At 72.4% G+C, this 13,790-nt stretch carries 9 protein-coding genes; 2 read left to right on the forward strand and 7 right to left on the reverse strand.

Annotation, left to right across the window (positions count from 1 at the left end; translation table 11 throughout):
* Positions 1 to 233 precede the first annotated feature (233 nt).
* Entirely contained in the window at positions 234 to 2,192 is a 1,959-nt protein-coding gene (locus ACN6LD_RS36285) for a M1 family aminopeptidase (protein ID WP_445045378.1), read from the forward strand.
* Positions 2,193 to 2,831: 639 nt separating this feature from the next.
* Here ACN6LD_RS36285 and ACN6LD_RS36290 read toward each other — a convergent pair.
* From ACN6LD_RS36290 to ACN6LD_RS36305, 4 genes are all read right to left on the reverse strand, one after another.
* Entirely contained in the window at positions 2,832 to 3,341 is a 510-nt protein-coding gene (locus ACN6LD_RS36290) for an O-acetyl-ADP-ribose deacetylase (protein ID WP_445045379.1), read from the reverse strand.
* Positions 3,342 to 3,376: 35 nt separating this feature from the next.
* Complete coding sequence (locus ACN6LD_RS36295) at positions 3,377 to 4,789, reverse strand: phytoene desaturase family protein (protein ID WP_319198113.1); 1,413 nt, start codon at positions 4,787 to 4,789, stop codon at positions 3,377 to 3,379.
* Positions 4,790 to 5,377: 588 nt separating this feature from the next.
* On the reverse strand, positions 5,378 to 6,265 hold the full coding sequence (locus ACN6LD_RS36300; RefSeq protein ID WP_319198111.1) for an inositol monophosphatase family protein: 888 nt from the start codon (positions 6,263 to 6,265) through the stop codon (positions 5,378 to 5,380).
* A gap of 134 nt (positions 6,266 to 6,399) precedes the next feature.
* The gene (locus ACN6LD_RS36305; RefSeq protein ID WP_445045380.1) at positions 6,400 to 8,229 is read right to left on the reverse strand and encodes a gamma-glutamyltransferase family protein; all 1,830 of its coding nucleotides are present in this window, start codon (positions 8,227 to 8,229) and stop codon (positions 6,400 to 6,402) included.
* 517 nt (positions 8,230 to 8,746) lie between these two features.
* Between ACN6LD_RS36305 and ACN6LD_RS36310 the strand changes: the two genes are divergently transcribed.
* On the forward strand, positions 8,747 to 9,415 hold the full coding sequence (locus ACN6LD_RS36310) for a hypothetical protein (RefSeq protein WP_319197803.1): 669 nt from the start codon (positions 8,747 to 8,749) through the stop codon (positions 9,413 to 9,415).
* A gap of 169 nt (positions 9,416 to 9,584) precedes the next feature.
* Here ACN6LD_RS36310 and ACN6LD_RS36315 read toward each other — a convergent pair whose 3' ends face one another.
* The 3 genes from ACN6LD_RS36315 to hydA all read right to left on the reverse strand — a co-directional run bounded on the left by ACN6LD_RS36315 (position 9,585) and on the right by hydA (position 13,694).
* A complete protein-coding gene (locus ACN6LD_RS36315) occupies positions 9,585 to 11,114 on the reverse strand; it encodes an NCS1 family nucleobase:cation symporter-1 (protein ID WP_445045381.1) in 1,530 nt (509 codons plus the stop codon).
* A 145-nt stretch (positions 11,115 to 11,259) separates the two neighbouring features.
* Positions 11,260 to 12,279: a TIGR03842 family LLM class F420-dependent oxidoreductase gene (locus ACN6LD_RS36320; RefSeq protein WP_319196996.1), complete on the reverse strand. Its 1,020-nt coding sequence runs from the start codon at positions 12,277 to 12,279 to the stop codon at positions 11,260 to 11,262.
* Positions 12,280 to 12,290: 11 nt separating this feature from the next.
* Positions 12,291 to 13,694 carry a dihydropyrimidinase gene (gene hydA, locus ACN6LD_RS36325; protein WP_319196998.1) on the reverse strand — a complete coding sequence of 468 codons (1,404 nt, stop codon included), beginning with the start codon at positions 13,692 to 13,694 and terminating at the stop codon, positions 12,291 to 12,293.
* Positions 13,695 to 13,790 lie beyond the last annotated feature (96 nt).

The following is a 13,790-nucleotide window of genomic DNA, read 5'->3' on the forward strand; positions in this document are numbered from 1 at the left end:
GGGACGGCCGTGTCCGCGCAGGCGCCGGGCCCGGTCGAGGATAAGGTCCCGGCCGATGAGCGGGGGCGCCGCGTCCACTTCCGGTACCCACCCTTTGCCCGCCCTGGATGGCATGCCCGCGTCAGATCTGTCACGCTTCCGGCAACCGTCGCGCACCGCCCCGCGGCACACCCACGCCGTCGGGGACAGCCACCGAGCAGGCCGGAAACCCGGCCGTCGCAAAGGAGCAACGCGTGAGACCCACCCCCCGCAAGACGCTCGCCACAGGCGCGCTCGCCCTCGCCGCCCTGGCCGCCGTCTCGCTCCCCGCCGCGTCCCCGGCAGCCGCCGCGCCGGACGGGGCCGCGCCCACGAGTGCCGTCGCCGCGTCGCGGGGCGCCGCGTCCGCACCGGGCGGGTCCGCCCACGCCGCTGCCCACGCCGCTGCCGACGGCGCGGCCTCGGCGGCCGCCGTCTGCACACCGGCCCAGGCCGTCGTCAACGGCGGCTTCGAGAGCGGCGCGTCCTCGTGGACCCAGTCCTCGACCAGCGTGATCACCAGCCGTGCCGGGCAGACCGCCCACGGCGGCGCCGCCTTCGCCTGGCTGGGCGGGGTCGGCAGCACGCACACCGACACCCTCACGCAGAGCGTCGCCATCCCCTCCGGGTGCGCCTCCGCCACCCTCACGTTCTGGCTGCACATCGACACGGCCGAGACGACCTCGTCGACCGCGTACGACAAGCTGACCGCCAAGATCGGCACGACGACCCTGGCCACGTACTCCAACCTCGACAAGAACACCGGATACGTCCGGAAGTCGTTCGACGTGTCCGCGTTCGCGGGCAGCACCGTGAGCCTCGCCTTCACCGGCACCGAGGACTCCAGCCTCCAGTCGAGCTTCGTCCTCGACGACATCGCGCTCGACACCTCCGGCGACACCGCGCCGCCCGCCGACTCCGTCCGCACCCCGGCGACCCCGTCGTACACCGTCAGCCTCACCAGCGACACCGCAGGCACGGTGTGGACCGGCCATGAGAGCGCGACCTTCACCAACGCCTCCGCGACCGCGCTCACCGAGGTGTACCTGCGGCTCTGGGACAACTACCACGGCACCTGCGCCGCGATGCCGATCACGGTAGGCAACGTCACCGGCGGCACCGCGGGCGCCCTCTCGGTCGGCTGCACGGCCCTCCAGATCACCCTGGCCGCACCCCTGGCCCAGGGGCAGAGCGCCACGATCGGCTTCGACCTCGGCATCACGGTGCCCAGCGGCGCCGACCGGTTCGGACACGACGGGGCGTTCAGCTTCGTCGGCAACGCGCTGCCCGTGCTGGCGGTGAAGGACGGGGCGGGCTGGCATCTCGACCCGTACACGAACAACGGCGAGTCGTTCTACTCACTGGCCGCAGACTTCAGGGTGACCCTCGACCACCCGACCACCCTGCTCGTGCCGGCCACCGGCGCCTCCGTCGACACCGCGGGATCCAGCGGTCGCACCATCACCACGGCGACCGCTTCCAAGGTGCGGGACTTCGCCTGGGCGGCCGGTCCGTTCAGCAAGATCTCCGGCGCCTCGGCGGCCGGCACCCCGATCAACGTCTACTCGGTCTCCGGCATCAGCTCGGCCAACGCCCAGTCGATGCTCACCACGGCGAAGACCGCGGTGGACGCCCACTCGTCCCGCTTCGGCGCCTACCCCTACGGCGAGTTGGACGCCGTCATCGACAACAGCTTCTGGTTCGGCGGAATGGAGTACCCGGGCTTCGTCCTCGACCTGGTCAGCACCACGGCGCTGACCCATGAGATCGGCCACCAGTGGTGGTACGGGATCGTCGGCGACGACGAGTACAACAGCCCTTGGCTGGACGAGTCGTTCACCGACTACGCCACCGACCTGGCGCTGGGCAAGACCGGCAGCGGATGCTGGAGCAGCGTGTCCTGGGCCTCGTCGGCGGAGAAGATCACCAACTCGATGGCCTACTGGGACACCCACTCCTCCCGGTACTCCACCGTCGTCTACGGCTACGGCAAGTGCGCGCTGCACGACCTGCGGCGGCTGATCGGCGACACCGCGATGGCCACGTTGCTGAAGAACTACGCCACTTCGCACTGGTACGGCGTCTCGACCACGGCCGAGTTCAAGGCGGCCGCCCAGGCCGCCACGACCACCGACCTGACGTCGTTCTGGACCACGCACCGCATCGACGGCTGAGGCAGCGGCCGGACCGGCGGCCTGGCGAGGCCAGAGACGGCGGACACCGGCAGAAGCGGCGGCCCGCGCGATCCGGCGTCGGCCGCCGCCCACGGACTCCGCGCGGCCAGGGCAGGGCTCCGGCCGACCCGCACCTCGACCGGAGCCCCGACCCGGCTGAGGGCGGGCGGTCGGGCCGACGGCCAGGCGGTCAGGCGTCCGGTCGGGAGGTCGGTGGGGCGGCCAGGCCGGCCGTCGGCCGGCGGTCGGACGTCCGTCAAGCAGTCAGGCGGGCGGGCGTCCAGGCCGGCGGCCGGTCAGGCCGTCAGGCGGTGAGCTGTCCGGCGGTCGGGCCGACGTTCTCGGACCGGCAACTACGTTTACTGCGCGTCCGGTTGCCGGACAGCCCGCCCCGACGGCCCACGGAAGGCCGTCTGCCGGTACCTCGCGGGCGCCCGCCTCGACGTCCGCGGGCGCCGGCCACGCCGCCGGGACCGCGGGCGGAGCCGGGGGCGGGGGCGGGGCCGGGGGCGGGGGCGGGGGCGGGGCCGGGGCCGGGGGCGGGGCCGGACTCATGCGGCCCCCATGTGCCCGGTCGAGGTGGCAGAAATCGCGTCCACGATCTGATGAACGTGCGCCGGCCGCGCCGCGTGGCGGGCGTCAGCCGGCCTGGGCGGCGAATGCGGCGTACGCCCGCTCGTCGAAGAGCACGAACCGCACCTCGGCCACGGTCGTGCGCGCCGCCCGTACCGTCTCCACGGCGATGCGGGCGGCGTCGTCCATCGGCCAGCCGTAGACACCGGCGGAGACCGCCGGGAAGGCCACCGTGCGGGCGCCCAGCTCGTCAGCGACCCGCAACGACTCCCGATAGCAGGAGGCCAGCAGGTCCGAGCGGTCCTCGGCGGCGCTGTACACGGGGCCCACGGTGTGGATCACCCAGCGCGCGTCCAGGTCGCCCGCGGTCGTGGCGACCGCTTGCCCGGTGGGCAGGCCTTTGCCGTAGTGCGCGGCGCGCAGGCGGCGGCAGTCGGCGAGGATCTCGGGGCCGCCCCGGCGGTGGATTGCGCCGTCGACGCCGCTCCCGCCGAGCAGCGAGGAGTTGGCGGCGTTGACGACGGCGTCCACGGACTGCCGGGTGATGTCGCCCTGGACGAGCGTGATCGTGGTCATGCCGGTGTGTATACCAACGCGCGGCGGCCTTCCCCTCACCCTTTCTGCCGCAGCCTCCGCCAGACGGCCTTGGCCGCGTTGTGGCCCGACATGCCGTGCACGCCCGGGCCGGGCGGGGTGGCCGAGGAGCACAGGAAGACGGCCGGGTGCGGGGTGGCGTACGGGAACGCCGTCAGCTTGGGGCGCAGCAGGATCTGGAGCCCGGAGACCGCTCCGGCGGCGATGTCCCCGCCGACGTAGTTGGCGTTGCGGGCGGCGAGTTCGGCGGGGCCGGCGGTGGCCCGGGCCAGGATTCGGTCGCGGAATCCCGGCGCGAAGCGCTCCAGTTGGCGTTCCATGGCGTCGGTGAGGTCGCCGGTCCAGCCGTTGGGCACATGGCCGTACGCCCAGAACACGTGCTTGCCCTCCGGGGCGCGGGTCGGGTCGACGACACCGGGCTGCACGGTGATCAGGAAGGGCCGGTCGGGCGCGCGGCCCTCCCGGGACGGCGCTCGCAGCGCGGCGCCGATCTCCGCGCTGTCCGCGCCGATCTGCACGGTGCCGGCCCTCCGGGCTTCCTCCGCGGTCCAGGGGACGGGGCCGTCGAGGGCGTAGTCGATCTTGAAGACGCCGGGGCCGTACTTGTACCCCGCGTAGTAGTCGCCGAAGCCGGCGATGCGGCCGAGGGCGGTGGGCGAGGTGTCGAAGACGTAGGCGCGGGCGGGCGGCAGGTCGTCGAGGCGCTTGACCTCGTAGTCCGTGTGGACACTGCCGCCGAGATCGACGAGGTAAGCGGCGAGGGCGTCGGAGAGGGACTGGGAGCCGCCGCGGACCACCGGCCAGCCGCGGGCGTGCGCGGCGAGGGCGAAGACCAGGCCGATGGCACTGGTGGCGAATCCGCTGAGTGGGGCCATGACATGGGCGACGAGGCCGGCGAAGAGGGTCTTGGCCCGCTCGTCGTGGAAGCGGCGGGTGAGCCAGCTGGACGGGGGCAGGCCGACCAGGCCGAAACGGGCCAGGGTGAGCGGATCGCGCGGAAGGGCGGTCAGCGGCAGCGACATGAAGTCGCGCACCAGGCTGTCCCACTTGGGCAGGAAGGGCTCGACGAGGCGGCGGTAAGGGCCCGCGTCGCGTGGTCCGAAGGATGCGGCCGTCTCCGCCACCGACCGGGACAGCACGGCGGCGCTGCCGTCGAGGAAGGGATGGGCCATGGGCAGCTCGGGATGCAGCCACTCCAGGCCGTAGCGCTCCAGGGGCAGGGCACGGAAGGCCGGCGAGTTGATTCCGAGCGGGTGGGCGGCGGAGCACGGGTCGTGGCGGAAGCCCGGCAGGGTGAGTTCCTCGGTGCGGGCGCCCCCGCCCACCGTGTCCCGCGCCTCGAAGAGCGCCACGGAGAAGCCGCGCCTGGCCAGCTCCACCGCTGCGGTCAGCCCGTTGGGCCCCGCTCCCACCACGACCGCATCGAGCATCGACGGCACTTCGACCCCTTCGTCAGCCGGTGGCCCCCGACATCGGTGGCCCCCGCAATCAGGATATGCCGGGGGTGACGCGAGACCTGCGGCGCGGGGGCACGAAACCGGCCGGAACGAATAGGCGCAGGCCGCGCGCGGAGCGCCGCCGTGACGGGCGGCGGACGCCGGGCAGCGGGCAGCGGGCAGCGGGCAGCGAATGCTGCAGGGCGGCCCCCCGTCCTCGGGGTGCACCTCGACGAACGGGCCGGGTGCGGTCGACGGGACGCCCCACCGCCGCCAGGGCCCGGCTGTGCGGGCCCGGCCGTCCGGGCCTGACCGCCAGAGCCCGGCTGTCCGGGCCGGGACGTCCGGGAGACGGGACGTCCCCGTCTGACTGTCCAGCCCGCGCCGGGCCCGCTCGCCGCCGGCCGCCCGGGGGCCGCACAGACCGGCCGGGGCGGGACGCAGGTCAGCACACCTGCGGCCACCAAGGCCGCACGACGTCCCTGCCGAGGCCGACGCCCACAGCGCTCGGGAGGGGCGACGCCGGGCAGCGCACCGCCGGTCGTCGGGGCCCCGCGCGGCCGGGCCGGGACGCCCGCGGGATCAGGCGGTGCGACGGCGCGGCTCCGCGCCCGACAGCTGACGCGCTTCGCCGGCCGCGAGCAGCGCCGCCACGCGACGGGCCGTGGCCGCGTCCCTGGCTGCCGTGAACGGCAGGGAGTTGCCGCCCCTGACGCTGAACGGCTCGCCCGTGAGCGTGAGGTGGGCGCCGCCCGCCTCCTCGACCAGGAGCAGCCCGGCCGCATGGTCCCAGGCCGCCTCCCAGGAGAAGGCCGTGGCGTCCAACTCGCCCCGGGCGATGGCGAGATACTCGAGGCCGGCGGAACCGCAGGGACGCGGCGCGACACCGTCCGCCCACAGCCCCAGCAGGGCGCGCTTTTGTTCGTCGGTCGTGTAGTCGGGGTGCGAGGTGGCCACCGTCAGATCGCGGCCGGGCTCGGGCGGTCCGGCGAACAGCCGCTCGCCGTCGAGGAAGGCGCCGCCGCCGCGGACCGCCGTGGCCAGCTGGCCGCGGGCCGGAGCGTAGGTCCAGGAGGCGTGCAGGACGCCGTGACGGACGAGCGCGACCAGGGTGCAGAAGCCGTCGTCCCCGTGGACGAACTGCCGTGTGCCGTCGACGGGGTCGACGATCCAGACCGGTGTCCCGCCCTGTATCGCCTCGTATGTCGCAGGGTCGGCGTGCACCGCCTCCTCGCCGACGACGACCGAACCCGGCAGGAGGGCGCCCAGCGCCTTGGTGAGGTACAGCTCCGCGTTGCGGTCGGCGTCCGTCACCAGGTCGTGGGGGCCGTTCTTCTGGTCGACCTCGTGCGCGGCGAGCTGCCGGAAGCGCGGCATGATCTCGGCTGCGGCGGCCCGGCGGACCGCCTCCTCCACGTCGGCCGAGTGGCGGGCGAGAAACTCGTCGATGGTTTCCGTGTCTTCGATCATGCCTCCATGAGAGCACGCCCCACTGACAATCCCCGCCCGCCCGGTGCATCCCGGGTGGAATCGGGATGAAGAACGGGAGCCCGCACGTCCTGCGATCGGGCGGGCGCGGACGTCGCCTGCCCCTCGCCGCCCCGTCAGCGGCCCACCGCGTACCCCTGCATCCCGCGCGGGTTCGCGGCCGCCGACAGGATCCCGGTCGCCGGATCGCGGGCGACCGCGCACAGACGGCCCTCGGACCAGGCGTGGCCGACGGTCACCCGGTGGCCGCGCCGCCGCAGCTCCTCCACCACCGCCGCCGGCATCCGGGACTCCACGGTGAGACTGGCCGGCCGCATGCCGCGCGGGAAGAAGGAGCCGGGGAAGCCGTCGGTGTGCCAGTTGGGCGCGTCGATCGCACCCTGCAGGTCGAGTCCGCCGCGCACCCGCGCGCGCAGGGCGACCCCGAGGAGGAAGTGCAGCTGCCACTGGTCCTGCTGGTCGCCGCCGGGCGTGCCGAACGCCATGACCGGGATCCCGTCGCGCAGCGCGAGCGACGGCGTGAGGGTCGTGCGCGGGCGGCGGCCGGGCGTGAGGGAGTTCGGCAGGCCCTCCTCCAGCCAGGTCATCTGCAGCCGCGTGCCCAACGGGAAGCCCAGCTCGGGCACGACGGGGTTGGACTGCAGCCAGCCGCCGCTGGGCGTCGCCGCGATCATGTTGCCCCAGCGGTCGACGACGTCCAGGTGGCAGGTGTCGCCGCGGACGGCCCCGTCCACGGCGACCTCCGGCTCGCCGGGCACGGGAGACGCCGGCCCCTCGGCGACGGTCGGTTCGCCGACGCCCAAGGGGCCTGAGGCCGGGTCGTCGGAAGCGATCACGTGCGCGTGCGCGCTCAGCCGCGGGGTGCGTCCGCCGGGGCTGCCCGGCCGCAGCCCGGCAGACGCCTCGTAGCCGATCTGCTGTCGCCGTTGCGCGTTGTAGCCGGGGGCGAGCAGCGCGTCCAGCGGGACCTCGGCCGCGTCGCCGTACCAGGCCTCTCGGTCGGCCATGGCGAGCTTGCAGCCTTCCACCAGGAGATGGACGTAGGAGGCCGACCCGTACGCGGGCAGTTCGGGCGGGAGCAGCGCGAGCTGTTGCAGGAGGGCCGGGCCCTGGCTCCAGGGGCCGGCCTTGCACACGGTCCAGCCGTTCCAGTCGTACGTCGCCGGCGTCTCGTAGGACGCGGACCAGCCCGCGAGGTCGGCGGCGGTGAGCGTGCCGGTGTGGCGCTCGCCGCTGGTGTCCAGGGTGGGGCGGGCGGACTGCCGCACGAGCGCCTCGGCGACGAACCCGGACCGCCACACCTCCCGCGCGGCCTCGATGCGGGCCTCCCGGTCGCTCGCCGCGGCGGTCTCGGCGAGCAGCCGCTTCCAGGTGGCCGCGAGCGCCGGGTTGCGCAGCAGCTCGCCGGTGCGCGGCGACCGCCCGCCGGGCAGGTACACCTCCGCCGACGAGGTCCACTCCGTCTCGAACAGCTCCCGTACCGTCTCGACGGTCGCGCCGACGTTCTCCACGGGCGCGTGCCCGTGCTCGGCGTACCCGATCGCGTACTTCAGCACGTCGTCCAGGGACTTGGTGCCGTGGTCCCGCAGGAGGAGGAGCCAGGCGTCGACCGCGCCGGGGACCGCCGCGGCGAGGGGTCCCGTGCCGGGCACGAGATCCAGGCCGAGGCCGCGGTAGTGGGCGACCGTCGCCCCGGCCGGCGCCACGCCCTGCCCGCAGAGCACGCGCACCTCGCCGCCGGCCGGGGCGAGCAGGATCGGGACTTCGCCGGCGGGCCCGTTGAGGTGCGGCTCGACGACGTGCAGCACGAACGCCCCGGCCACGGCGGCGTCGTAGGCGTTGCCGCCGTCCTCCAGCACGGCCATCGCCGACTGTGAGGCCAGCCAGTGCGTGGAGGAGACCATGCCGAAGGTGCCCTGGAGGGTGGGGCGGGTGGTGAACTGCATCTCTCACCTCGGTGTCCGGGTGCGTCGGTCGACTGCCCAACCTAAGGCGAGTCGTGGGGAGAATCCGGGGAGAACGAGTGCGAGGCCGGTTCCGCCACGTGGAGCCGCGGTCCCCATGCCCCCGAACCAGCTGTCGTGGTCGGCTGCAGACAGTCGGTTTGCGATCGATCGCCGGCTGCGCGCCACGTCGGCGGTGTCGACGATCTTGATGCAGCGGGGCGTCCGCGTCCGGAAGGTTCCGCGTGGACACGGGGCGTGGACACGGTTCCGTGTGAAAACGGTTCCGCGTCAACGGTGGTGCAGCCGGCCCGGCAGGCGTCGCCCCGGCCCGCCCCCGCACCGACACAACGCCCCCTATGCGCCGTGAGGGCAGTGATGTTCCGATAGATCCGGGCCCCTTCGTCATCGCGCGGCCACGGAGCGAGTTCACACTTCCGCCCCACAGGGAGTCGTGTGACACTGGCGTCTGCTGTCCGCACCGCGGACCCCGTCCGACCGTCCCCCACGAAAGTGCTCCGTGCGCTCCCTCCCACTGCCGCTCGCCCTCACCGCGCGTCTGACCCCGGTGGTCGTGCTCGCCTGTGCCGGCTGGGCGATGTCGTCCGGCCCGCTCGACGAACCGCAGGACACGGCGAGCAAGGACACGCAGAAGACCCAGTCCGACAAGTCGTCCGGACCGTCCTCCACTGCTGTCTCCAAGACGTACGCCGCCGCGCCCGTCCCGTGCACCGGTGTGACCGTGAAGACGGTCACCGCTCTCGTGCCGGGCGCCAAGACGGCCGGCAAGGAGATCCCGTCCACGGACACCGCGCTGCGCCGCACCTGCTCCTGGAACGCGCTCAAGGGCTACGACTACCGCTGGCTCGACATCTCCTTCGAGATCGCGGAGTCGGACGAGGCTGCGCAGAGCTCGTACAAGGAGCGCACCAAGGAGAAGAGCGGCGGCGGGGCGGTACCGGGACTCGGCGACGAGGGCTACTCGGTGGTGAACCTCACCACCGAGGACAAGCAGCAGACCCGTGAGGGCGTCGTCATCGCCCGGGTGGCCAACGCGCTGGTGATCGTCAACTACAACGGCAGCGACTTCGAGACGAAGAAGGCGCCCGCCACCGACGAGATCAACAAGGGCGCGATCAAGGCCGCGAAGGAAGCGGTGGCCGCCCTGCAGAGCGGCAGCAAGACCTGAGGGCTCCGCGGTCCGCGGTCCGCGGTCCTTATCGTCCCGTCCTCCCGCGACACCGCACATGCAGACACCGCCCACGCAGGCCCGGCGTCCGTGCGTCGCGCCGCCCGAGGCGGCGGACCGGCGCCCGCGGCACGCGCGCGGTGATGCGCACGTGCCGCGGGCGCCCGTCTCAGACGGCGCTTTCCTCCCGTCGTCCGCGCGGCAGCATCAGGGCCAGGTACACCACGATCGAGGCGCCCAGACCCACGGCCCAGCCGTAGTCCGCGAGAGGTTCCAGTGCCGGGATCGGACGGCCGTCGAACAGCGGCTTGAAGCTGGCGCCGCCGATCGCGAGGACGCCGCCGGTCACGAACGCGGCCACGGCCCGCCAGTTCCAGCCGCCGTCGTACCAGTAGCGGCCGCCGGCCCGGTACAGGTCGGTCAGATCGAGTCTGCCGCGGCGCAGGATCCAGTAGTCGGCGATGAGGATGCCGGCGACCGTGCCCAGCAGACCGCCGACCAGGCCGAGCCAGGTGAAGATGTAGCCCTGCGGGTCGGAGTACAGCTTCCACGGGAAGATCAGCACGCCGAGCACGCAGGTCGCGAGCGCGCCGGTGCGGAAACTGACCTTCCGGGGCGCGACGTTGGAGAAGTCGAAGGCCGGCGACACCAGGTTGGCCGCGATGTTCACCGACAGCGTCGCCACCAGCACGGTCACCAGCGCGAAGAGCAGCCCGACGGCGTTGTCCGTCTTGGCGGCGAGCTGTACCGGGTCCCAGATCGTCTCGCCGTACACGGCCTGCGAGCCGGAGGTGACCATCACCGACAGCAGCGCGAACAGCGTCATGGTGGTGGGCAGACCGAGAGCCTGCCCCCAGGTCTGCGCCTTCTGCGACTTCCCGTACCGGGTGAAGTCGGGGATGTTCAACGACAGCGTCGACCAGAAGCCGATCATGCCCATGAGGGACGGCCAGAAGAGTTTCCAGAAGTCGCCGCCCCAGCCGAGCTTGGAGGGCTGGTCCAGCAACGGGCCGAAACCGCCTGCTTTGTTGCTCATCCAGATCAGCATCACGAGCGCGCCGACGAGGACGAAGGGAGCCGCCCAGTTCTCGAAGCGGCGGATGGTCTCCATGCCCCGGTAGATGATCGCGACCTGGATCACCCAGAAGATCGCGAACGACAGCCACATGGTCCAGGCGTAGCCGCCGATCTTCCCGGCGTCGCTCCAGCCGCCGCCGATCAGCTTGCCGGCGAGGAAGTAGATCGCCTCACCGCCGATCCACGTCTGGATGCCGAACCAGCCGCACGCCACCAACGCCCGCACCACGGCGGGGAGGTTGGCGCCGCGGATGCCGAAGGAGGCGCGGGCGAAGACCGGGAAGGGAATGCCGTACTTGGGTCCCGCGTGCCCGGTGAGCAGCATCGGCACCAGCACGATCACATTGGCCAGGGCGATGGTGAACACCGCCTGCTTCCAGTCCATGCCGACGGCGATCAGACCGGAGGCCAGCGTCCACGACGCCGTGTTGTGGGCCATGCCGACCCACAGCGCGGAGAAGTTGTACGTGGTCCAGGTGCGCTTCTCCACCGGGACCGGGAGCAGGTCCTCGTTGGCGTAGGGGCCGCTGGGCTGCGGCGAACCAGGAGCGATCTCCACCCGGCCGTCGGCGAGGGTGACTTGGGCGGTCGGCGGTATGGCCGTGGGAGCGGTGTCGGTCATGGGCAGGCCAATCAAACGAGGGGTGGTTCCGGAAAGGCCGTGCGGGGTCTCCGGCCCCCTCCTCCCCGGACGGTGGAGGAGGGGAGAACTGGAGTGGGGGGTTGGGGAGGGGAGCAGTGGGGAGCGTGGCGCGGGAGGGGAGGAGTCAGCCGTTGACCGCCGGGATCACCGTCGCGCCGTAGGCGTCGATGACCTTCTCCTGCGCGTCGTGCATGTCGTAGACGGCGAACTGGTCGACGCCCAGGTCACGCAGGGCGTTGAGCTTCTCGATGTGCTTCTCGACCGGTCCGATGAGGCAGAACCGGTCGACGATCTCGTCGGGCACGAACGCGGTGTCAGGGTTGTCGCTGCGTCCGTGGTGCGAGTAGTCGTACCCCTGCCGGGCCTTGATGTAGTCGGTGAGCTCCTCGGGGACCTGGGAGGAGTGCTCGCCGTACTTCGACACCAGGTCGGCCACGTGGTTGCCGACCATGCCGCCGAACCACCGGCACTGCTCCCGGGCGTGGGCCAGCGCCTGCGGGGAGTCGTCGTCGGTGACGTACGCGGGGGCGGCGACGCAGATCCTGACCTCGCCCGGATCGCGCCCGGCGGCGACCGCCGCGTCCTTCACCGCCTTCACCATGTACTCGGTGAGGTACAGGTCGGCGAGCTGGAGGATGAAGCCGTCGGCCTCCTCACCGGTCATCTTCAGCGCCTTCGGCCCGTACGCGGCCATCCAGACGGGGAGCCGGGCGTCGTCCTTGATCCAGGGGAACCGCACGACCGTCCCGCCGAGGTCCGCCTCCTGGCCCGACGCGAGCGCACGGATGACCTTCATGGCCTCGCTGATCCGGGCGAGGGTGTTCGGTGCGCGGCCGGCGACGCGCATGGCGGAGTCGCCGCGGCCGATGCCGCAGACGGTGCGGTTGCCGAACATGTCGTTGAGGGTGGCGAAGGTGGAGGCGGTGACCTCCCAGGTGCGGGTGCCGGGGTTGGTCACCATGGGGCCGACGGTCAGCCTGTCGGTGTTCGCGAGGATCTGACTGTAGATCACGAACGGTTCCTGCCAGAGCACGGCCGAGTCGAAGGTCCAGCCGTGGGTGAAGCCGTTCCGTTCGGCGCGCTGCATCAGGTCGACGACCTTCGAGGCCGGCGGGTCGGTCTGCAGGACGAGTCCGAAGTCCATGGGCGCTGCTCCTAGTTGAGGTACTGACAGGTGGAGCGCGGGGTGTAGACGCCGTGCCCGGCGTGTCCGGTGTACTCCCGCTCGGTGATGACGGGCTCGCCCCGCGACAGCACCGTCTCGACGCGTCCGGTGATCCGCTTGCCCTCGTAGGCCGAGTAGTCGACGTTCATGTGGTGGGTCTCGGCGGAGACGGTCTGCTCGGCCCGCGGGTCGTAGATCACGACGTCCGCGTCGGCGCCCGGGGCGATGGTGCCCTTCTTCGGGTACATGCCGAACATACGGGCCGGGGTGGCGCAGGCGATCTCGATCCAGCGGCGGCGGCTGATGTGCCCGTCGACGACGGCCTGGTGCAGCAGGTCCATCCGGTTCTCGACGCCCGGCAGACCGTTGGGGATCTTCGAGAAGTCCCCCCGGCCGAGCTCCTTCTGGCCCACGAAGCAGAAGGGACAGTGGTCGGTGGAGACGACCTGGAGGTCGTTGGTCCGCAGGCCCTGCCACAGCTTGGCCTGGTGCTCCTTCGGCCGCAGCGGGGTGCTGCACACGTACTTCGAGCCCTCGAAGCCGGGTTCGGCGAGGTTGTCGGTCGACAGGAACAGGTACTGCGGACACGTCTCGCCGAAGACGTTCAGCCCTTCGTCGCGTGCCCTGGCCAGTTCCGCAACCGCTTCCATCGCCGATACGTGCACCACGTACAGCGGCGCCCCGGCGACCTGCGCGAGCTTGATCGCGCGGTGGGTGGCCTCGGCCTCCAGGAGCGCCTTGCGCACCTCGCCGTGGTACCTCGGGTCCGTCTCGCCGCGCGCCAGCGCCTGTTCGACGAGGACGTCGATGGCGATGCCGTTCTCCGCGTGCATCATGATCAGTCCGCCGTTCTCGGCGGAGCGCTGCATGGCGCGCAGGATCTGGCCGTCGTCGCTGTAGAAGACGCCGGGGTACGCCATGAACTGCTTGAAGGAGGTGACGCCTTCCTCCACCAGCAGGTCCATCTCCTTGAGCGTGTCCTGGTTCACGTCGGAGACGATCATGTGGAAGCCGTAGTCGATCGCGCAGTTGCCCTCGGCCTTCGCGTGCCAGGCGTCGAGGCCTTCGCGCAGGCTGTGCCCGACGCTCTGCACCGCGAAGTCGACGATGGTCGTCGTGCCGCCCCAGGCGGCGGCCCGGGTGCCGGTCTCGAAGGTGTCGGAGGCCGAGGTGCCGCCGAACGGCAGCTCCATGTGGGTGTGGACGTCCACCCCGCCCGGGATCACGTACTTCCCGGTGGCGTCGATGACCCGCTCGGCGCTCCAGGCCCCGGCGGCCGGGGTGCCGGAGGCGGCGAGGGCGGCGATGCGGCCGTCCTCGATCAGGACGTCGGCGTGGATCTCGTCGGACGCGGTGATGACGAGACCACCCCGGATGACGGTTCGGCTGCTCATTCTCCCTCTCCTGCCGTGTTCAACACTGTCGTGGTGTCCGAGGGTTGCCGCCGGTCCGGCCCCCGTGCACCGGACCAGCGGCGGTCTCGGTGGCGG

The sequence above is a fragment of the Streptomyces sp. SAS_272 genome (assembly GCF_052543235.1).